General features: G+C 60.8%; 23 protein-coding genes and 1 pseudogene. All 24 read right to left on the bottom strand.

Annotation, left to right across the window (positions count from 1 at the left end; genetic code table 11):
* The 24 genes and pseudogenes from KJY40_RS06980 to KJY40_RS06865 all read right to left on the bottom strand — a co-directional run bounded on the left by KJY40_RS06980 (position 1) and on the right by KJY40_RS06865 (position 20,475).
* Complete coding sequence (locus KJY40_RS06980; protein ID WP_230735789.1) at positions 1 to 1,236, bottom strand: DNA circularization protein; 1,236 nt, start codon at positions 1,234 to 1,236, stop codon at positions 1 to 3.
* On the bottom strand, positions 1,223 to 3,118 hold the full coding sequence (locus KJY40_RS06975) for a phage tail protein (protein ID WP_230735787.1): 1,896 nt from the start codon (positions 3,116 to 3,118) through the stop codon (positions 1,223 to 1,225). Before KJY40_RS06975 ends, KJY40_RS06980 begins: the two co-directional genes overlap by 14 nt.
* Positions 3,119 to 3,248: 130 nt before the next feature.
* Entirely contained in the window at positions 3,249 to 3,545 is a 297-nt protein-coding gene (locus KJY40_RS06970; protein ID WP_003222226.1) for a phage tail assembly protein, read from the bottom strand.
* On the bottom strand, positions 3,542 to 3,889 hold the full coding sequence (locus tag KJY40_RS06965; protein WP_007908779.1) for a phage tail tube protein: 348 nt from the start codon (positions 3,887 to 3,889) through the stop codon (positions 3,542 to 3,544). Before KJY40_RS06965 ends, KJY40_RS06970 begins: the two co-directional genes overlap by 4 nt.
* A gap of 67 nt (positions 3,890 to 3,956) precedes the next feature.
* Entirely contained in the window at positions 3,957 to 5,453 is a 1,497-nt protein-coding gene (locus KJY40_RS06960; protein ID WP_115076752.1) for a phage tail sheath subtilisin-like domain-containing protein, read from the bottom strand.
* Complete coding sequence (locus tag KJY40_RS06955; protein WP_007954893.1) at positions 5,453 to 5,632, bottom strand: DUF2635 domain-containing protein; 180 nt, start codon at positions 5,630 to 5,632, stop codon at positions 5,453 to 5,455. The genes KJY40_RS06960 and KJY40_RS06955 overlap by 1 nt, the downstream gene beginning before the upstream one ends.
* A complete protein-coding gene (locus tag KJY40_RS06950; protein WP_230735784.1) occupies positions 5,629 to 6,213 on the bottom strand; it encodes a phage tail terminator protein in 585 nt (194 codons plus the stop codon). Before KJY40_RS06950 ends, KJY40_RS06955 begins: the two co-directional genes overlap by 4 nt.
* Before the next feature lie 62 nt (positions 6,214 to 6,275).
* Positions 6,276 to 7,304, bottom strand: a complete 1,029-nt coding sequence (locus KJY40_RS06945; protein WP_230735782.1) for a phage late control D family protein — start codon at positions 7,302 to 7,304, stop codon at positions 6,276 to 6,278.
* A 9-nt stretch (positions 7,305 to 7,313) separates the two neighbouring features.
* A complete protein-coding gene (locus KJY40_RS06940; protein WP_007954888.1) occupies positions 7,314 to 7,526 on the bottom strand; it encodes a tail protein X in 213 nt (70 codons plus the stop codon).
* Entirely contained in the window at positions 7,519 to 7,902 is a 384-nt protein-coding gene (locus tag KJY40_RS06935; RefSeq protein WP_230735780.1) for a phage tail protein, read from the bottom strand. The genes KJY40_RS06940 and KJY40_RS06935 overlap by 8 nt, the downstream gene beginning before the upstream one ends.
* Positions 7,903 to 8,825: 923 nt before the next feature.
* Positions 8,826 to 9,890: pseudogene (locus KJY40_RS29700) on the bottom strand (phage tail tape measure protein); the annotation flags it as partial.
* 413 nt (positions 9,891 to 10,303) lie between these two features.
* A complete protein-coding gene (locus KJY40_RS06925) occupies positions 10,304 to 10,885 on the bottom strand; it encodes a phage tail assembly protein (protein WP_230735775.1) in 582 nt (193 codons plus the stop codon).
* Between the two features lie 98 nt (positions 10,886 to 10,983).
* Entirely contained in the window at positions 10,984 to 11,490 is a 507-nt protein-coding gene (locus KJY40_RS06920) for a phage major tail tube protein (protein WP_230735773.1), read from the bottom strand.
* The gene (locus KJY40_RS06915) at positions 11,490 to 12,656 is read right to left on the bottom strand and encodes a phage tail sheath protein (RefSeq protein ID WP_230735771.1); all 1,167 of its coding nucleotides are present in this window, start codon (positions 12,654 to 12,656) and stop codon (positions 11,490 to 11,492) included. Before KJY40_RS06915 ends, KJY40_RS06920 begins: the two co-directional genes overlap by 1 nt.
* A gap of 2 nt (positions 12,657 to 12,658) precedes the next feature.
* On the bottom strand, positions 12,659 to 12,844 hold the full coding sequence (locus KJY40_RS06910) for a hypothetical protein (protein WP_039771239.1): 186 nt from the start codon (positions 12,842 to 12,844) through the stop codon (positions 12,659 to 12,661).
* 110 nt (positions 12,845 to 12,954) lie between these two features.
* Positions 12,955 to 13,455 carry a DUF4376 domain-containing protein gene (locus KJY40_RS06905; RefSeq protein ID WP_230735769.1) on the bottom strand — a complete coding sequence of 167 codons (501 nt, stop codon included), beginning with the start codon at positions 13,453 to 13,455 and terminating at the stop codon, positions 12,955 to 12,957.
* A gap of 9 nt (positions 13,456 to 13,464) precedes the next feature.
* Complete coding sequence (locus tag KJY40_RS06900) at positions 13,465 to 15,702, bottom strand: phage tail-collar fiber domain-containing protein (protein WP_230735767.1); 2,238 nt, start codon at positions 15,700 to 15,702, stop codon at positions 13,465 to 13,467.
* The gene (locus KJY40_RS06895) at positions 15,703 to 16,338 is read right to left on the bottom strand and encodes a phage tail protein I (protein WP_230735766.1); all 636 of its coding nucleotides are present in this window, start codon (positions 16,336 to 16,338) and stop codon (positions 15,703 to 15,705) included.
* Positions 16,335 to 17,330, bottom strand: a complete 996-nt coding sequence (locus KJY40_RS06890) for a baseplate J/gp47 family protein (RefSeq protein WP_230735764.1) — start codon at positions 17,328 to 17,330, stop codon at positions 16,335 to 16,337. Before KJY40_RS06890 ends, KJY40_RS06895 begins: the two co-directional genes overlap by 4 nt.
* Positions 17,327 to 17,659: a phage baseplate protein gene (locus tag KJY40_RS06885; protein WP_230735762.1), complete on the bottom strand. Its 333-nt coding sequence runs from the start codon at positions 17,657 to 17,659 to the stop codon at positions 17,327 to 17,329. Before KJY40_RS06885 ends, KJY40_RS06890 begins: the two co-directional genes overlap by 4 nt.
* 14 nt (positions 17,660 to 17,673) lie before the next feature.
* Positions 17,674 to 18,279, bottom strand: coding sequence for a phage baseplate assembly protein V (locus KJY40_RS06880; protein WP_230735760.1), 606 nt, complete (start codon positions 18,277 to 18,279; stop codon positions 17,674 to 17,676).
* Between the two features lie 3 nt (positions 18,280 to 18,282).
* The gene (locus tag KJY40_RS06875; RefSeq protein ID WP_230735758.1) at positions 18,283 to 18,804 is read right to left on the bottom strand and encodes a hypothetical protein; all 522 of its coding nucleotides are present in this window, start codon (positions 18,802 to 18,804) and stop codon (positions 18,283 to 18,285) included.
* 73 nt (positions 18,805 to 18,877) lie between these two features.
* Positions 18,878 to 19,216, bottom strand: a complete 339-nt coding sequence (locus tag KJY40_RS06870) for a phage holin family protein (RefSeq protein WP_096819604.1) — start codon at positions 19,214 to 19,216, stop codon at positions 18,878 to 18,880.
* Between the two features lie 524 nt (positions 19,217 to 19,740).
* The gene (locus tag KJY40_RS06865) at positions 19,741 to 20,475 is read right to left on the bottom strand and encodes a LexA family transcriptional regulator (RefSeq protein ID WP_085683345.1); all 735 of its coding nucleotides are present in this window, start codon (positions 20,473 to 20,475) and stop codon (positions 19,741 to 19,743) included.
* Positions 20,476 to 20,570 lie beyond the last annotated feature (95 nt).

The raw sequence follows: 20,570 nt of genomic DNA, 5'->3' as shown, positions 1-20,570 counted from the left end.
TCACTCCCGGGAAACCTTGACTTCGTTGGGTGAGTACCCCGGATGAGACAGACCGTTGCGCTGAATGACCTCGGTCACCCGGGTGGCATCGCCGAACTGCTGGTAGGCCACAACCAATGCCGGAAAGGTTTCCTGGAAAGTTTTGCTGACCAGTCGCACACCGGAAGAAGCCACGGCCTTGAAGTGCCCATTCAGTGCCTCCTTAAGATCGCCGATGGCCTGGTAGTGACCGGGATCGGCCTTGTCCTGAGCCATTTGCAGCACTTCGTTCAACGCTTTTTGCAGCGTTTGCAGATCATCCGTGACCGGCACTTCCTGACGGCTGACCGGCTGCTTCGATTGCTGATCCAGCGAAGGTGTCGAGTTGAGTTTCACCGGCGTCGACGCCACCGGCATCGAGGCCACCCATTGCGCCACTTTGACGATCAGCGTGTCCTGCACCAGGTTGGCCATCGCTTGCGCGGCGGCGTTGGTGTCCTTGCCGGTGGTGATTTTCGGTGCGTCGGCCTTGCGGATGGCTTCGATCTGTTGGGACACGTCGGCAATCACGCCACGGTAGCCCTCCTTCGCGAACTCCTTCAGCTCCTTGATATCGCCGAGCAAGCCCTTGAACTCCGCCGCCACTTCCTTGGGCAGCTCCTTCACTGCCCTGACCAGTTCGGTGATCTGCTTGTACTGGGCGATCAGCGGTTTGAGCTGTTCCTTGATCACGTCGTACACGCCGGTGAGGCTGTTGCGCAGATTGGCGATGCCGATCCGCGCGGCCTTGATCAGGGTCATCGCCTGTTCGAAGCGTGCCACTGCCGAGCCGAGCAAACCGTCGGCCTTGGCCAGCAGTACTTTCTGGGTGCTGACCGTCGCCGTCGGAAACGGCAGCGGTCGGTCCGGGTAGAACTTCAGGCTGAACGTCACCATCCCGCCGTCCTGGCGGGTGTGGGTCATGTCGCACTCGCCGACCTTGACCTGCAAGCGCCCCAACCACGGATGCACCAGTTCGCCGCTGCCCTGTTCCAGGGCCTGAAGCAGCTTGTCACGCTGTTCCAGGCAATTGGCGCCGATGATGAACGCCGTCAGGTCGTGGGTCTTGGCCTGCTGACCAAGGTCCTCGAAAAACGGCAGGTCCCGTTGCGGATATTCGTGCAACTGCCCCTTGCGACCGACCGGGGTTTTCGCCTGATCGATCCAGAAACCGACACCGCGAAAGGATGCCGGCAACAAACGGTCACGCCAGTTCATTGGAACCTCCCATGGACAGCGAGCGATAGCCGATGCGCGAACTGAGCGCCAGCCCCGGTTGATTGGTTTGCGGTTGATCGGTGCGCAGCCCCGCCGGCGCATTTTCGAAGCGAACCGTCAGGCCGCCTTCGAGTTGCGTGCGGTTGTTGGCGGCGCTTTGCTGGATCAGGGCACCGGAGGATTGCGGCAACGAGCCGCCCTGCAACGCACCGCCACCCTCGGTTTTCGCACTGGCACCGAAGAAGGCCGGCGCCAGTTCGCCCTTGCCTTCGGCATTGGTCTGGCGTTGCGCCTGGGTCAGGGTTTCGACCTTGCCGGTGACCTTGGCGATCAGCCCGGCGAAGCCACCGTCGAACAGCTCCTTGATCGGCGCGATGACGGTTTGCAGCTTTTGCCACAACTCGCCGAACCACCCGACAATCGGCCCCCAGCTCTCGATGATCTGATCCAGGGGTTTCCATTCGAACAGGCCGTGCAAAAAATCCACGACCGGCGCGGACAGCGCCAGCACAACACCCCACAGCGCCGAGAAAACCTCACCGATCGGCTGCCAGTACTGCGCAATCTGCTCCAGCGGCGACCACTCGAACAGACCGGTGAAAAAGCCTTTGACCTGTTGCACTGACGTTTGCAGTGCCGTCCAGATCGGCTCGAAGAATCCGACGACACCACCCCAGGCGCCGCTGATCATTTCCATCGGGAAAAAATCGAACAGTGCCCGCAACGTTTCCCGGGTGCTTTGCACGGCCGATTGCAGCGTCGTCCATACCGGCTGGAAGTACGCAATGACACCGCCCCAGGCGCTGGTGATCATCTGCATCGGCGAGAAGTCGAACAACGACACCAGGAATTCTTTAGCCGGTTGCGCGGATTTTCGCAGGCCGCTGAACATCGGTTCGAAGAACCGGACCACACCGCCCCATGCACTGTTGATCATCTGCATCGGCGAGAAATCGAACAGGTTTCTGAGAAACGCCATCACCGGCACACTCAAGGCCTTGAGCAGTTCCCAGATCGCCGAAAACAGACCGGTCAACGGCCCCCAGTTTTCCAGGATCAGGCCTGCGGGCGACCACGAGAAAACCGACTTGAAGAAGTCGATCACTGGCGCGGTCACAGCCTTGACCTTGTCCCAGATTCTCGAGAAGAAACCGGTGACCGGTTCCCACAACGCCGCCAGTGCCTCCAGCGGCTGCCAGTCGAGCACCGAGCGCAACGTCACCATTGCACTGGCCCCGGCATTTTTCACGCCCTCCCACAATCCGGTGAAGAAGGCGGAAATCGGCGTCCAGTTGGCCACGATCAGACCGGCCGCCACGGCAATGCCCATGGCGATCAGCATGATCGGGTTGGTCTTGAGCACCATGCTCATCACGTCCATCACCTGAGTCATACCGGTGACGGCGGTCTGCATGGCGGAAAACGCAATCGCCCCCGCTGCCAGGCCTTCGACGAGTTTCGGGTTGTCGGCGAGCAGGCTGCCGACCTGGGTCAGCATCGGCTCCAGCCCGACGACCAATGCGCCCACCGCCGGCACCAGTGCGGCGTCCACCGCAGCGGATACCTTCTCCATGGATGCGCTGAACATGTTCATGTTCTGCGCGGCGGCTTTCGGCGTGTCCGGCAGGTCGACGGTTTTCGCCGTCTCGCTGACCTCGGCAAGCTTGCCCTGAAAGGCTGCGGCGGATTTGATGCCGTCCACGAACGGCGTAATCACGCTGCCGCCCTTGAAAAGACCGCTGATGTCCAGTTTGCCGAGGCCGGTCTGTTCGAGGTTTTTCTTGAAGTCATCGACCTTCACTCGCAGGGCGCCGAGTTTGGGTGACAGTTCGTCGATGCCGGTAAGCAGCACCGACGCTTTAGCTTTGGTTTCTTCTGCCATCACTGCACCTGCTGCATCGCATTGATCCGTTGCGCGTGCTCCAGCGATTCGCGAAGCACATCCAGTGGCCTGGCCATCATCTGTTCGGGGTCAACCTTCCAGAACCAGGCCAGGTCATAGGCGACCGAAATCAGGTCGGTGATGGCTCCGACGCCGCACTCATGAAAAAACTCGCAACGGCCCAGCTCAGCGCGTTGAGGTCCGCCAGATCCAGCTGGTTGACCGACGACGGCGGAATGCCGGCGCACACGGCGATGTATTTGGCCGCCACGTCCATGTCGAGGCTGACCTCTTCGCTCTTGTCGATCTTGTACGGCAGCGCCTTGATCGCTCGAACCTCCTGCACCGTCGGACGGCGCAGGACGAGTTCGGTCAGGGGCTCGCCGTGAGCTTCGATCGCAACCTGAAGCTTCACGGCGCCGCTCATTGCCAGGTCCCCTTGATGCCTTCGAATTTCAGTTCGATGGTGGCGTCGTCGCCTTTGGAGACTGGCTCTTCGACCAGGTAGGCACCGGCCAGCACATAGACTTTGCCGTTGCTGAATTCGCAGGTGACGGTGATGTCGGTGCCTTCGATCAGCTTCTTCAGCGGGAAGTCGGCGGTGTGCAGCGCGGTCACCTTGAACGACGGCGCGATGTCGGTTTCCTTGTAGAAACCCGGCACGACGGTTTCGCGTTTGACGGCCATCAGCGGGGCTTCGCAGCCGCCATTGATGGTCAGTTGTGCACCGTCGACCTTGACGTAGCAGGTGCCTGCAATCAGTTGACCCATGGTGTTACTCCCTTCAAATAAAAAGCCCACGCAAGGTGGGCTGAAATCACAGTGTCAAACGCGCCGATCAGGCGACGTCGTCGTACTGCAGGCGGAACTGGTTGAGCAGTGCGAACACGCGCAGACCGTTGATGTAATCCGGCGGGAACAGCACGTTCACGCGGCTCGGGTCCTGCACGTCGCGCTCGACGATCAGGTGCTCGGCGAACAGCTCGGCGTTTTCCACGTGGCCTTCCAGTTCGAGCTTGGCGTACTGGGCGATCAGCTCACCGCGAATGGTCGCCGGGGTGACGATCGGCTGGCCGGCGCCGAAACGGGTGCCGTCGGAAGCCAGTTTGTGGCGACCGTACTTGCTGGTGATCACGCTTTGCAGACGACGCACGATGAACGCCGACTGGTGCATGGTTTCGCTGTCCAGGTACGAGTTGTCAGCCTGGCCGTAAGCGTTCTTCTGGTAGGTGGTGATCGAGCGCTGGATGCGCACGTAGCCGCCTTCGTAGTACGCGGTGGCGATGCCATAGTTGAGCAGCGACTGACGCTCGGTCAGGGTGAAGCGCTCGCTGGCCGGAGCCGGATCGACGCCTGGCAGGCTGCCGCTCTGGGTCGGACGGCTGGCGTCGGCGGAGATGAACACCGAAGTGCGCGCAGCCAGTGCCGCAGCTTGTACCCACACCGGTTGCGGAACGCCCGGCTCCAGCGCCTGAATAGTCATGTGCTGGTCGTTGCGTGCTTGACCCGCTGCCACCAGAGTGCCGACGGTGCCGCGCTTGGCGCTGTAGACGTGACCGAACAGTTGCTTGGCCCACGACCAGCGACCGGTGCTGTCGTCCATCACCGCTTGCCAGGTGTTGAGGGTGGCCAGGTCGGACCATGGCAGCGCGATGAATTCGAATGGCTCGTCGCCCAATGCCGCAACAGCTTCAACCTGGTCAGGCACACCGACGCCGCCGGTCATGGCGGTGATCGCGGTGGTCAGGCCGGCCGGGGTTTCTTCGCCGTTGCTCTTGCCCAGGCGATTGAATTGCAGGCTGATGTCGTTGCCACTCTCGCCGGTCCATTTGGCGTTCAGAGTGACGACGCCTTCGGCCGCTGCTGCGCTCACCGGCAGATCGGCGGTGGCGTTGATTTTCTGTGCCAGGGCGGTGGCTGCCTGGGCAGCGGTGGCACCGTTGACCACGGTGGCCTGGACGCGGACGCCGCCGACATACAGGTTGAGAATGCCAGCCTGAGTCGCGGTGCCGGTCAGGGTCAGCACGCCTTTGGCGATGGCGCCGGTGGCGTTGTGCAGCGGCAGGCACCAGATCTCACCGATCGGGTCGGCCTTGCGGAAGGTCTCGTACATCGATGCCAGCATCGAGCCCTGGCCGCCAATGCTCTTGGCCAGTGCCACGCTGGAAACCAGCACCAGTTTGCCGACTTCGCTCGGGGCGATGTTGTCGTTGACCTGCGCCACGATCAGGCGGCGCATGGACGAGGACGCGCTATTGGCGGCCGAGTTGTCCATTTCGGCATAGAACAGCGGTACACGAATGTCCGCAGGGATGTTGCTGAATCCGATCGCCATTATTTGGCTCCCTTTTGTTTGGCTGTTGCGGTTTTGAGGGTGATATCGCCGTCGGCCAGACGCCGGCGCCACCAGGCGCTGTCCAGCACTTCACGGCCTTCCAGTGGCAGCAGGTCGCCGGCTTCCGGGTCCGGCACGGCACGGCCGGCGGCCGGCACTACGGTGATGCGGTTGCTCATGGGGTTACGTCTCCAGAGAAAGTCATTTCCACGCGCCCGTCAGGGCCCGGGTGTTTCAGGTTGGGGTCGGCCGGGTCGATCGCATCGACCCGCACGGTGACCCCGGTAAAGGACGACAAACCGTCCAGTTCGCGTTCGTGCCAACTCTCCGCAGGCTGACTTGGCAGATTGCGGCCCAGCTGGAACTCGGCAAAAAAGCGCAGCCGGTAGTACGCGCGGCTGCTGGTGATCGAGACCGTTTCGCCGCCGTCGTAAACGATGGCGCTGTAGTCGGTTGCAGGTTTGAAACCCACCAGCGCACGCCACAGTTCGGCGCGCAGGTCGTGCAGCAGATCCAGCGCTTTTGTGCCGTCCGTGGCATCCAGTGCCAGGATGATTTCGAAGCGGTCGCGGATCGGCTGGCTGAGGGAGTTCTGTGCGGTGCTGACGCTGGCCACGTCGGCCAGCGGTAGAACATGAGCCGAGGGCATCGGCAGATTCGGGTCGCCTTGCAGCAGTGCCAGGTCGACACCTGTCGCGATATGGCCGGCAAGGCTTGGGCATTGCGCACGCAGCTGCGTGAGGATCGGGGAGATCTTCATGGGGAGCGTTCCAGGAGGTGTGAGTGGCCACATTGATTCGTGTGGCGGTGAGACCGGGGGGATCAGTCCTTGGCTTTTGCCTCGGGATCCCGGCCGTTTGCTTCAATCAGGCAGCGATAGCTTTCTTCGGGCTTGCCGCTGGCGGTGACCTTTTCAATCGACCAGCGACCGCGCATGAAGTCCGGCCAGGTGTCATCGAGCACCAGCAGACCTTCGGCCATCAGCAGCGGATCGCCCGGGCACGTGACCTTCAGTTTGTATTTCTCGCGCAGCATCTTGCGCACTTCGGCTTCACCGATGGCTTTGGCTTCTTCTTCGCTGGCCAGTCTCTGGCGAATGACTTTGTAGGGCTCGGAACCGGTGATCACCTCCCGCAGCTTGCCAAGAGCACTGTCCCAGAAGCTGGTCTTGCAACCCTGATTCTGGGTGCGCGCGGTCTCTTCCAGCGTGGCGCTGATGAAGGCGTGATCCCCCGGCCGATTGTTGTGGGTCACCGACAGCCTGACGTCCGGTATCACCTGGCCCGACAGGGTTTTGAGCTGCGCCGGTTTCGCCAATACGTAGAGGTCGTTGAACGGTTTGGCCACCGCGTCGTACTTTTTCGCCAGACGTGTGATGAAGCCCATGTCGGTTTCGTTCGACTGGTCGACATGAGCGATCCTGATCAGCGCCAGTTCGGGATCGACCCGTGGCGAGAAACCGTGCGACTCAACCAGTTTGCGAAACAGCACGCCAAGCGTCGTGGGGCCATGACTGGCCGTGCGCCGTTCCTTGAATCCGGTTTCGTCCTTGCCGCTGAAAGGTGCGGCGGTCGCGACCAGCGTCAGGCGCAGCGGGAACAGCGTGGGTGTCAATCGAGTGACCTTGAACTGGCCCTTTTCGACCAGCCCGGTCTCCAGATAACCCACCCGCAGACCGATGGTTCCACCCAGGGTCGGCAAGCCTTCAAGGCCTTCCAGGTCAAGCACCAGCGTCAGTTGATCGGACTCCATCCCGGCGGCATCGATGTGTTCCCAACTGATCAGGCGCTGGTTCAACAGGTCCTTGTTGGCGCCGTAGATTTCGATCGCCGGCGTAAATCCCTGTGCCATGCAGCCTCCTTAATCCCAGGCCAGAACCGGCTTGATCGCAGCCGGTTTCGAGTCGAGCTCCGGCAGCGTCACCCAGACACCTGCCGGCAGGATCGGGCCGTGCTCGGCCAGGGTCGGGTTGAGTGTCCACAGGGCTTCTTCGGCGCTGTCATCGCTGCGACCGGTTTCGCGGTACAGCAACAGATTCACCGAGTCGCCGGCCACGCTTCTTACCTTACGCATTGTTGAACTCCGACAATCCGATGACCCACTTGATCACCATCGCGGTGCCGTCATCGATGACCTCGCTCTGGTTTTCGTCGATGCTGTTGATCCGCCACAAACCCCAATTGCGACCAATGCCGTCAATCAACGGCAACGGTGCACGCAGTGCTTGCAGCGCACGCAGTTCATCGAGCCGTTCCATCCCCACGGCGTACATCGAGGTGCCGGAGATGGTCAGGGTTTCAGGCTTCTGCCCTGTCTGATGGGATCTGGGTTTGCTGTTGAGGATCTGCAGATCAGTCCAGCCACCCTCGGATTTTCGCGACAGCGTGCTGTACGCAAAGTCCCGGGACAAACCGAAGATGAAACTGCCCAGTGCCATTTGTTGTTTCATCAGGCGACTCCATCGGTCAGGGCTGCGTCGCGGCGTATGGAGAGGGCATTGCCGGCCACACCCGGGACAAATTGGGACGTAAAGTGCGACTCAAGCACCTGCGAAAGCATCGTGCCGAGCTTCTCGGAGTTGAGCAGTTCGCTGCCGCTGACTTGCACTGAAGGTGCGTAGGTGAATTGCGGAGTTGGCGTTGGTGTTTGCATTTGCGCGACGGATACGTCTTTGGCGACCTGTGCCGGTGGTGCGAGTTTGTCTTCAGGAGGCGTCCCCAGTTGTTCACCGATAGAGGACCCGATCCACCCACCCATCGCTCCACCAATGAAGGTACCGATACCAGGTGCAATGAAAGTACCGATCGCGGCGCCGATGGCAGTTCCGGTCAGTTCACCGGCCGCGCCTTTTACCGCTTTGTCATCACCTTCGCGCCAGCCTTTCAATCCCCTGTAGGCAGCATGAGCAATCGTCAGAGGCGCGCCTACCTTGAGGACAGGCAATGCCTTGGCAATCGAAGGCATGAGCTTGCCCCCCAAACCTTCTGCCAATGACATGACTTTCGCGCCAGCCCCGCTCAGCCGGCTCGGCATGGCGCTTTTGACAACACCGCCAACCATTCTGATTCGGGTGAGCGCATCGTCGAACATGGGTGCGACTCTGGCCGTCACACCACTCAAGCGACTGCTCCTGCGGGTAATGGAAGCGGTGCCGGCCGACCGTGCAGCAGAAGGGGTGCGCCGGCGCAGTCCACGCCCCTTCTTCCTGCTTTTGCGACCGTCTCCATCGTTGTCATCACCGCCTATCACATCGGCAATATCCGGCGGCAGTCGCGCCGATGCCAGGCGCAATAGTTTCGTGGAAACCACGTCGAGCACCGAGGCCACGCCGGACTTCAACGCCCCCCCCACAAACGGCATGGCTGCCACGCCGAGCAGAACCAGCCCTGCCGTAAGGGCCGGGAACGTTTCTGCCGCTGCGCTCACACCGTTGACCAGTGCGGTGAGCACTACGGCGGCACCGTCAGCCAAGGGCGCAAGCGCCGTGCCGAATGCAGTGGTCAACCGGGTCAGACTTGCGTCCAGCGCATTCCAGCGACCCTGCGAAGTATTGCCGAATGCCTCAGCGGACTTCGCCGCAGCACCTTCGCCCGCGCCAAGCTCCGTTGTTGCGTACTTGTGCTTGTCGGCTACCAGCGAGAAGGCGTTTTTTACATCGTCCGGCTTCTTCAGCAGTTCGAGAACTCGGGTGTCGTTTTCGCCGAACAGCGTCTTCGTCAGTGCCGTCCGCTCTTGCACAGGCTGCTCGTTAATTGCAGCAAGAACCGAGTTGATGACAGCAGGCGCATCCTTCCTCATATCCTCAGACAGCGATTGAGGATCAAGCCCTAACTGAGTCAAGGCTGTTCGCTGCTCAGTCGATACCGCCCCGCCTTTGGCCAGCATCGAGGTGATGCCCTTAAGCGCGGTGCTGGCGCCCTCCTTGTCCGCACCACTATTGAGCAGCGCCGCCGCCAATGCGGCGACCTGTTCGGGAGTCAATCCGGCGGCAATCGCACTCTCGCCGGAACGTTGCACCACCGAACCGATGTCGGCGGCCTTGGCATCCAGACCACTATTACCGAGGTAGGTCGTTGCATCCGCAAGATCCTGGCTTTGATACTGATCCAGCTTCAGCGAGGAACGCCACACGGCGAGCATTTCGCCAGCCGTCTTGACGTCCATCCTGAATGCCGATGCGTTGATAGCGGCATCATGGGAGAACCACTTCAGCTCGTTCGCCCGCTGGTCACCTTTGGCACCATCGGCAATGCCGGATCTGGCTCCGGCAAGCTGCACTTGCAACAGATCAGCATTGGTCGCACCACTGGCAGATATCTGTTTCTCGCTGGCGAGTTCCAGAGTGCTCTGCGAGTGCGCTTGAAGCTGATCATTGCTCAGCTTGAGTAACTGATTGAGTTCGACAAGCGCCGTCTCGTTGGCCATGGCTGGTTGCATGAGCTTTGGAGGTGGACGCTGCTCGATCTCGGCCTTGAGTTTTGACTTCGGTTCGGCGCTTGCAGCCGGGGATGCAGCACTCACCTTGAAGAGCGATTGCTGATTGGCCAACAGCTCTCGAAGCTTGATCTGTTCCTGGGTCAGCAAGCGAATATCCGCGCTCGCCAGCGCCATTGTCAGGTTCAACTCCTGCAGCGGTTTGCCAAGGCCATCGGCCACCGCCGCCCCTGCTGCTGCGTTGCCACCCTCATCGGCGTATGTGAGCGCATATCTGCTCTCTGCCATGCCGCTCTACTCCTTTTTCACGCCAAGGCGAGTGATCGCTATGTCGTAGCGGCGCAACGCCTTTTCGGCGTCCCACTCCAGAATTTCCGCCTCACTTACCGGGTAAATGAGCGGCACGATATCGAGGATTACTTCGATGTCGCGTTCTGAAAGAAGGCCGCCGGCTGGTTTAAAAAATCGTCGATGCGCACCTGCAATTGCGTCCAGTCCGGCACGCTCAACAGGGCCAGATCGGGGATCATCAGTCCGGTGCAATGGGCGGTGATGAACTCGGCGCGTTCCTTGGCCGTTTTCAGTTTCTTCATCACTTTGGTGGCCCGCAGCGCCGGCATTTCCAGGCTCAGCGAGGTCACGGTGCGGCCGGTGACGGCGAGCGGCAACAGCAGTTGCACCTGATCGGGATCGTCGGACTTTTCGACGTCTTCGACCTGGTCGAGAAAGTACGACGCCGGACGGGTCGACATCTCATGCACATACTGCGCGATGGTCACGTAGTCCGGGCGCTTGAGCTGGTCGAGCTCCTTGACCGACAAGCCGGTGGCCAGCAGCGCCAGTTCGAAGAACTGATCGTCTTCGTCGTCACCGGCGCGTTCCAGCGCTTCTTTCTGGGCGGCGTAGAACAGCGGCTTGAGCTGGATCGATTCGATCTGCGAGCCGTCGTCACCGGTGATCGGCGACAACAAGTCATGCTTGGGTGGCATCCACGACATGTATGAATTCCTTGGTGATTCTTGAGGGGTGTTGCAGTCCCTTGTGGGAGCGGGGTTTGCCCGCTCCCACAGGGTTTGTGATTGCCTTTGGCCGAGGCTTACGGCATCAGCACCGCACGACGGGCATCGCCGAGGATGTCGACGCCGTTGAGCACGAACTTCTGGGTGCGCACGTCGATGTCGATCACCGGCACGCCGTTTTCCAGGCGGTTGTAGGTGCGGCAGGAGAGCTCCAGCGTGGTCTTGGGTTTCTCGCCCATTTTGATCGTGCCCTCATCGAGGATCTTCAGCTTGCCGCCCACGGTGTGGTAGGTGAACCAGGTGTTGCCGTCCTGATCCTGACCGGCCTCGCGCACGTTCAGCAGGATGTCTTCACCCAGCTTCACACCCAGTGCAAGCATGATTTCCGGGCCGGTGCCCTGCAGGATCAGCTTGGCGCCGAGTGCCTTGGCGCTCTTGGCCATTTCCTCGACGATGAAGCGGCCGCCGGTCATGTTTTCCACGTCGAATTCGATCTTCGGCGGGGTGAATTCCTCCACGGTCGCCGACAGCGGCAGACCTTGCAGGGTGGCCGCGATGGCCTGGCGATTACGGTTGGTAAACATTAGAGAACGTCCTCCAGGAACTGCTCGATGATTTCATCGCGGGCGTTGAGTTGATAAACCATGTGTTCGTTCGGCGCGTAGCGGCCGTAGTCGATGACCACGTACCAGGTGCCGTTCTTGTACTTCTCGACGCTGTTGAGTTCCGGGTGCAGGTACACGCTGCCGCCGGGAATGGTTTCGTCGGCGACCAGGGTTTGCAGCCAGTCGTTGATGCGTTTGACTTCCTGATCCATGAACGACTTGGTCAGGTTTTTCGCCATGGCTTTCTGGCCGGCCTTCACCAGCTTGCGGCTGATGGCGTCTTCCAGACCGACGTAGCTGATGAACTTGCCGGTGATCGAGCGGTTGCCCAGCAGCGAGAAGCCGCCAAGGATGGTGCGGGCGTAGTAGCTGACGCCGTAGCGGTTGAGCAGATCGCCTTCGGTGGAGGTGTCGAGGATGTTGTACTCAACGACCCGCGACACGTCTTCGGCGTAGGTGACCTGGTTGCCCGGGCTTTCCCATTGCTTGACCTTGGCCAGCGCGGCAATCGCCAGGCTGGATGGCGCGAGGAACACGTTTTTCTTCGCCGCTTTCGAGTACACGGCAGGCATGTTGTGCACCACCAGGCAACGGTCGAAACCGAGATCCGCACCGCCCAGCTCCTGGCTGTACAGCACCTGATCGGCGACCGAGACGTCCTTGCCGTCCAGCACCACACGGGCCTTGATGCGCTTGCCGAACGAGGCGAACTCGCTGGCCACCGCCTTGGTGCCGGTGAAGCCTGGCGCGCCGATGATGGTCAGGTCTTCCGGGACACTGCCCAGTGCCGCCAGACCAAGTTTGCGACCGGTCACTGGCTCGATGCCGCCGATCACTGCGTTGACGGTGTCGGTCGGGGTCGCGCCCGCTTCGACGATCACCACATACACCGGCACCTTGACCACTTTGAGGATCTGGTAAACGGCGTGGTACAGGGTGCCCTCTTCCGAGCCGGTCGGATCGAGCAGCGCGTGGGTGGTGAAGCTGTTGATGCGGAACGGTGCGTTGCGCGGAATCAGCGGATCGGCCTTCGGCGCGGTGCCGACCAGACCGATGACGTTGTCACCCAGGCCACCCATGGCCTCGGGGGATTCGGTGGCATTGACGGTAATGCCGTTGTGCTCGAAGTTCAGAACCTCAGCCATAGTCAGTCAGCCTTCTTGGCAGCGGCCTTCACGGCCTTGGTGGTAGGTGTTTTCAGCTCCAGTCGACCGGCGCTGTGCAGGGCACTGGCCTCGACATCGAGCAGATCAAGTTCCTGGCCGACGCTCGACCAGTGCCCACCGCCGGTGGGGAATGGAACGAGCACGGTGTAGGTTTGGCGGGTTGCCATTTTTCGTTTCTCCATAAACGGGAAAGCCCCTCGTTGGGAGGGGCTTGGCGGGTGTTGAGTGTGTTGGGCGTCAAAGAAAACGCCCCGGGGTGCGGGGCGTTTTATTGAGGCTAGGAGGTTGTCGTAGCAGGCATGGAATCGGGCCAGCCTTCCTTGAGCATGTCATCGGTGTAGGTGCCGGCCGCGAGCGCCTCCAGCAAGATCAACTCACGGTCGAAGCAAGCCTGCACGTGAGCGCGGACAGCCTTGGCAATGGCAAGAATCCGCTCGGCGCTGATCTCGACAAAACCATTGAGGGTTTTGAAGTTGCAGTGATACTCAGGGTCGAGAATTGCAGAGAGTCCAGTGCTGGCGATCAGCGCCTGGCTGTCGCGCGTCGTATCAATCGACAATCCATCGACGACAACGCCGACACCTTCATGTAGGTAGCGCTCTTCTGCGATCAGCACCGCCTGTCGCCCTCGCTCCAGTTCCGCAGCATCAAATCCAAAAGCAGCCTCAAGCTCTTGAATGGCAGGCTCGTGATCAAACAGAACTTCGCCTTCATTCAATACCCAATCAGGCTCGACAAAACGCAACGACGCACCATTATTTGAATATGCTCGATACATAAGTAAATCCTAAAAACTATAAGAGGTCACATAGCCATTACTGGCTGCAGGAGCGCTGTTAGCCGAATAATAGAGTGTCAAAGTTCCACCCAGCATCAGGCCGGAGAAAGGTGCCAGACTTCCCATATTTGTAGTTCCACCAGAACCAAACACAAATGAGCCAGTACCTGTCGAATCCGAACAAAGCGTTATGGAACTGCCTGCGGGGTTAGTTGCACTGGTAATCACATGGACATAACCGCCAATCGAAATTGCATTTCGCGGAACAAAACCGGTCAATGAAAGCGCTGTGAATGTAGCGGCTGAACCGTTGACTAGAAATCTCTTTGTCTCGGTTGTTACTGTGCGGCCACTCTGGATACCCGCAACCAACTGACCACTGGCGTTAGTTTGCCAGACGCTCACCAATGCGCTGGAGGTATATCCAGCAGGCATATAAGTGCCAGCATAACTTTCGGGGACGGAGACCGACGTGGCGTTGACGCCCAGCAACTTTACAACTTTCGACTCAGGGTTGTAGATAACGTAAATTCCGACGCTACCGCTTGCAGGCGCAACGCCAACGTCCATCCCGCCCGCACCAACCGTAGGCAGATTTATGGAGAGATTGACGTTCGACAACTTGTACTGGCCAACACCCGGCTGCTCGACAATCAGTTGGTCAGCGGTCAGCGTTGCAACCGATGCTGCAGCAGGCAGCGACATTCTCAGATTACGCGAGGCGCCCACTTCTGCGCCGTTGAGTCGAGCCAGTCTGGTTTCAGCTGCCAACGCGGCGACGTCGATGTTTCCCTGATTGATCGGTGCGTTCCAGGCTTTGATGCACCACATGACGGCCACGTTGCGCGGGCGATTTTCATCAGCCGTGCGGGCCTGTCGAGCGTTATCGAAATTGACGTTGGTGTATGCATCGACAGCAGCCGTAACGCCCTTCGACACTCCCGACTTGCTGCCGGCATATACACCATTGAGTGCTTGAGCAAGGCCAGTAGCGTCAGCAGCAGCAATTGCGCCGGTCAAGCGTTGCATCGCATCCAGTTGAGCGGTTCCGAGCCCGCGTCCGGCGTCAACTCCCCGCCCATGATCCCAACCGCGCAAAAACTCCCCGCGCGCCTCAGGCAAGCGGAAATTCCCGACACCCTCATCACCCTTGTTGAACTTGCCGCCCAGATAGGCGCTCAGGTCCGGGTAAGTCGCGCTGCTCTTGACGCTGTTGTCCAGCTCCAGGAAACCCGGTGGTGGCGTATCAACCGGGAAGGCAACAATCGAGCCCACCGGCAAAGCGGACGCCTTGGCAATCAGCGCTTCGACTTCGGCCTTGGTGTATGAGTCCTTGATGCCAAAACCGGCCAGCGTGTCGGGGTTCGAGCCGGCCGTCGCGCGGCCATATTCGTCGACGCTCAGACTCTTGTAAGTCCCGGCAGCAATCCCGGTGCGCCCTGCCAGCATCTTGAATGTCAGCGCAGTAGTGCCGAGGGTGATCGGCGCATTGGTGGTCAGGTGCCACAGCGAATCGCCGTTGAGCGCTCCCTCCTCCACCATCACCGTCAGGCCCGGTGTGACCTTGGCGCTGACGTTGGCATCGTTGGCCCGAACCCAGTCGCCGTTGGCGACGATCCACAGGCCGTTGTCCTTGGCCAGGGTCTGGTTCGGCAGCAGCACGCGGTCGCCGGCGATCACCGCCACGCCGTCGATCTGCTGCGCACCGTTCAACACCACGTTGGCGGTGGCGGCGACACGCACCGATTGTTTGCCGTCAAGTTTGCCGAGTTCTTCGGCGAGGTAGCTCATGACCCAGGCGCGGGTGGCCTTGACCACGGTGTCATCGATCAGCAGCGTCACCAGCGAGGCATTGCTGGTCTCGAAAATCGAGCGGATGTAGAACTCTTTGCCCGAGCCGGAGGTAGCCAATACCGGCTTGAACGACTCCGGGTATTTGACGATGGCGTAGAGAATCCCGGTGTCGGTCCACAGACCCGCTTCACGCACATACCAGCCGCCGACGTCCGGCGGGATGGTGACTTCAGCGAGCAGCCAGCTCGGATTCTTCTCGTCCTGGAACAGCGCATTGAGCGGTCCGCGCCAGACTTCGCGTTTCAGCGCGGTAGCCGTCGCGGCTGGGTTGTAGACCGCGCCGCCGCCGTCGCCGACGGAAATCTGCGTCAGCTTGATCGGCACGCCCGCTGCCTTGCAGGCGGTTTCGTAGGCAATCCCTGCGTTAGTGAGCAGGGTGTAATAGTCAGCCATTCAGGCCCCCTGAGGATAAATAGTGGATGTTTCGACGGTGTACAGCGCCGCCGCCATGAAGGCCTCGCCGGATATCTCGAGCCCTTCGAGGAACACCGGATAAACCGTGGTCAGCTCACCGCAGAAGGTCGCGGCGCCGATGACGTGATTGCCGAAGGCGCTGAGGCCGACCGACACCGACAGCACGTCCCGTTCGCTCTTGGCATCAGCCAGGCGCCGGTCGAGACGGGCGTCGATTTCTTCGCTGTAGGGTTGTTCGCTGAAGGCCCGCACGGAAAAGCTGTAAGGCTCGCCGGGTGGTGTCTGTTGGTACCAGGCGCGGATTTCCGGCCTGAGTTGCAAACCCTTGGCGGCGTTCTCCAGCGCCTTGCGAGTGCCGGCCTGGCGCGCGGTGGGCCAGGCCAGTTCGACGGTCAGGCGCTTTTCTGCTTCCGGTGCGTCGGTGCTCCATTCGGCCACCCCACGATCTGCGGCGAGATACGGCAGGAACGCTACCGGTGTTTCGCTGGGGTTCATCAGTTCGGGAAACGGCGGCGCGACTCGATCAAGCAATGCGCCGAAGCCGATGTCGAGCGCCCGTTCCAGCGCCGAGCTGTTGGCCGGCAGCAGGGTCGGACGCGGTGTCTGATCGGTCATAGCGTCTGCACCTCGACTTCGACCGCCGTGCAGTACGGTGCTTGAAACGCGGTGCACACGATGGGCGTCAGCGGTTCAAGAATCTGCAATTGCACGGCGCCGGCGCTGTGCAGCGTGTAGTCGATCCAGCTCGGATCGACCCGGCCTTCCAGGCGATGGCAGCTGTCGGCGTAGGCCTGCAAATGTTGCTGTGCGGCGACTTTGGTCAGGCCCGAATCCGGGCCGGAATTGATCTTTGCCACGACGCGAATCTTGTAAGGCTTGATGTCGGCGCCCTGCACGGTGACCTTGTCGGTTTCCGGGCAGACATCGGGCCGGGCAAAGTGTTGGCGTACGCCGTCGAGCAGTGCTGCCGAGGGTGTTCCGTCTGCGTCGCGGGAAAGCACAGTCACCTGCACTTCACCGGGCGCCGTGCGGCGACCATTGCCATCCTTGACCTGCGCGGCGAGGCCGTCCGGGTCGAAGGTGTAAGTGACGTTCACAACACCCGCATCGGTGGATTCGACTTTCACCGCCGGCCGCTCGCCCAGGGTGAAGACCTCGCGGCGATACTGCATCCGCGAACCCGCCGCCGGCGCATGGGGCGCCAGGTAATAGCGCAGCCGGGCGTCATCGTCGCTCTCGTAAATCGCCGGCACTGGCGGGAATGCCGCCGGGTCGCCCGGGTCGAGCAACTGTCGCTCCAGGCCCATGTCCGCCAACCGTGCATCGAGGTTGCTGCCGGTGGCCCACCACGCCAGCATCTGCTTGATCCGGGCGTTGTATCTGCGTTCGTGGGTTTGCAGGCGAACGCAGAACGCCTCAAGCGCCAGGGTCAGCAGTTCGCTTTCGTTTTCCAGGCTGGTCTTGAGCTTTTCCGCGCTCTGCGGCGAACGTGCGCCGACGTACTCGATCACGAAGGTCTTGAACTCGGCGAGCAGATCTTCGAAGGCATCGACCTTGATCAAGGAGGGTTCGGCCAATTGATTCTGGCCGGGGATCAACATGCTCATGTCACGACCTCGAAAGTCTGTTGGCGGTTTTTCCAGGTGCCGGCAAACCGCAGCAGCAAACCGGCGCCCTGTCGGCTGGCGACGATCACGCCGGGCTGGAAATCGCTGATGCCGTTCTGCGGGTTGTAGAACGCCTGGGCCGCGTGGCTCTGGGCGAGCAACAGGATGTCGTCGCCCAGGTTCTGCCCCAGCAACGTGGGGATCAACGAACCATAAAGGGGCCTTTTTTGCCGGGTGCCCAGCGGCGTGGTCAGGGCCCGGGTCGCGCGCTGCACAAACTGCAGCCAGTCGTCGACCGTGGCCCCGCTGTCTCTATCGATTCCGATCATGGGAAGCTCTTGATTCAGGGGCTGATGACACGACCCTGGTGATCCACCAACGGGCCGCTGAAGTGCACGCCCGAGGCGTCGATGGTCAGGCCGACGGCGCCCAGTTGCAGGTTGATCGCTTGCGGGGTCATCGCCAGCCGTGCCGGCCCGATGCTCAGTTCAAGCGATTCGCGAGAGCCGCTGAAGGCTGCCGGACCGTTTTGCCAGTGCAGGGTGTGCGTGGCGTCGTCGTAGCCGCTTTCGCTGCCGTCCTGATGAACACGTCGCGTCAGCGTCGGCACCGTCGAGGTCGGCGGAAAGCGGTCACTGTTCAGGCCAAACAGCGCCACGCTTTGCGCGCTGCTTTCACCGCTGCCGTTGAACAGCAGACACTGCTCACCCACCGTCGGGATCCGCGACTCGCTCTGCGCGCCGGCGCTGGGGTTGAAGAACTTGATGGCCGGGGTGAGCAAACCACCGTGGCTGACCTGGCAGGTGTTGCTCGCCGCATCGACTTCCTGACAGATGCCAATGCGGCAATAGCTCTCGGCGCGACGGTGCAGGTCTTCGATCTCGGCTTCCATTTCTGCCAGGCGTTCGATGATCGGGCCCAGCTGCATTCGCAGTAATGCGTCGAACATCGATCAGGCCTCCAGCGTGGTGTATTGGTCGGGGTCGTCGATATCGCTGACTTCCCAGGTGCGGGCGAATTTCGGTGTGCCGAGCGGGTCGTCCAGTAGTGTCGGGCCTAGATAGACGGTCTGGTTGAACGACAGGGTCCAGGCTTTGTTCGGCTGATCGGCGCGGATGAGCAATGACGGCATCCCATCGATGTTCATCGGCAGATCGCATTGATCGCCGGACAAGCCCCAGCGGTTGTCGGTGACCCGGTTTTTCAACTCGGCGATCAGGTCACAGGCGGCAAACGCCGTGGCGGACAGCGCCGGAATGACCTGCAGCGACAGCGTCAGCACATGGGCAATGCGCCCGTTGGCGGCACGTTCTCCCGGTGCATTTCGCTCGATGTCGATCAGCACCCAGGCCTTGTCGCCGGGGGCCGTGAAGTCATCGTGATGGCCGACTTGCACGTTCAGCTCGGGGCTGTTGCGCAAGGCTATCGCCATCGCCGTGTACAGCTGCGAAGGCTGCTGAATCGGTGTGGGCATGCTTGACCTCCTTTTCTGATGTCCACGCGAAGTCCCGCCGCACAAAGTGCAGCGAGGCAGGAGAGTGAGAGGGTTACTGCGGATCGCGCGGGGGAACTTCGCAGACGCCGATGCGCTTGGCGGCCCAGCGTTCGTAAAGACCGATAGCCACGTCGGCACCGGCCATTGCGGTCAGGCAGCCAAAAGCACCGGCGGCCCAGATCGACATCCCGGCAGCGTAAAGCAGCATGATTGCCGACACGCCGCAGATCATGCAGGCGCCGGAGCGCAGGGCCAGGCGTCGCAGCAATGGCCAGCCGCGGGCGCCGTCCTTGTCGGCGCGCCACATTTCGCCGGATACCCCGCCTGCCACGGCAAGCAGGATGACCAGCCAGATCGGCATGTCCGCCAACGCTTGTTGCTCGTTTGTCATGTCACGCCTCCTGGTGTGATGGATGAATAGTGTGTGTTGGGTTCAATCGGTTTCTCTTGAGGCAGGCATTCCAAAAAGCCCGGCATTTCGCCGGGCTTTTCAGTAATGCGCTCCTTCGCCTTCCTTTAAATCCTGTGTTCAAAAAAGGAAGCTGACTTTTCGGCGCTACTGGCGCGGTACGAGTCCATTCAAATTGTTTTTCCGACCGCGGTCCCTGCCCGCCGGATAACTGCTTCTGGTGCTTTACGCTGCACACCCGGGTCAGTTGCCAACCCTCTGAACCGTTGAGGCCGGTTCATCGCTGCCTGTTCTTGTGGAACTAAAGAGCTGTTGTTGCCAGCCGCTTTGTCGAGCGGCTTGGCGGCAAGAATATGCATGGATGCATATACAGTCAATGCGTAAATGCATTTATTTATGCACAAGAAATGCGCAAATGCATGAAAGCCCCGTCTTTCAAGGGTTGGCCAGTTTTCTACAGGCGAAAAAAAACCCGCCGAGGCGGGTTTTGTCTGAGAGAGGGATCGTTATCGGGCGTACATGCCCCACCAGAAGACGTGACCGAGGATGACAATCTGCTCTTCCTGCATATCCTGGAAGCTGTAGTCCTCGTCCGGGTGTTCATCGCGATTGAAGCTGCGCAGACGGATACCGGTAGGCAGGCGATAGAGCTGCTTCACCCGCAATTGACCGTTGTGGTTGATCGCGTAAAGGTCGCCATCGATGATGTCGCCAATCCCGCACTTGCCGGCATTGACCCCGACCGTGGCACCGTCGCGCAACACCGGCAACATGCTGTTGCCCCGTACCGTCACGCATTTGGCCTGATCGAACTGCACACCGTTATGGCGCAGGCTGCGCTTGCCGAAGCGCAGGCTGGAGCGCTCGCTCTCTTCGATGACGAATCTTCCTGATCCAGCAGCCAATTCAACCTCGCGAAGAAAGGGCACCGACACCTCGTCATCATCGACTGGCGTGTCGTCGTCCCACAGGCTTATGTCCTTGAGTTCGGAATGCAACTCGTCGCGTCCGCCGTTGCCGGCGGGCGCAACATCCGCGCGCCCCCGCAACTGATCGGTGCTCACGGCAAAGTACTCGGCGATCTTCGAGATGTGTTTATCCGAAGGATCGACGATCTTCCCGCTGAGAATCCGCGAGAGCGTGGATTGAGGCACGCCGGTGCGACGGTGGAGCTCCGTGGGGGAGATCCCGTGCTGGTCGAGCAGTGCTCTTAAGACGGTAGATACGTTGCGTTTTTGCATAACGCGCATAGTGCTTGAAGTTTTTCGTGAAGACAAATGCTGATTTGCATAAACCGTGCATAGTCGAGCTTTTTACGCCAGATACCTGTCACCCG

This window comes from Pseudomonas fitomaticsae (assembly GCF_021018765.1).
Taxonomy (GTDB): domain Bacteria; phylum Pseudomonadota; class Gammaproteobacteria; order Pseudomonadales; family Pseudomonadaceae; genus Aquipseudomonas; species Aquipseudomonas fitomaticsae.
Note: the sequence above shows the minus strand (reverse complement) of the source record. Positions and strands in the feature narration are given on the sequence as shown.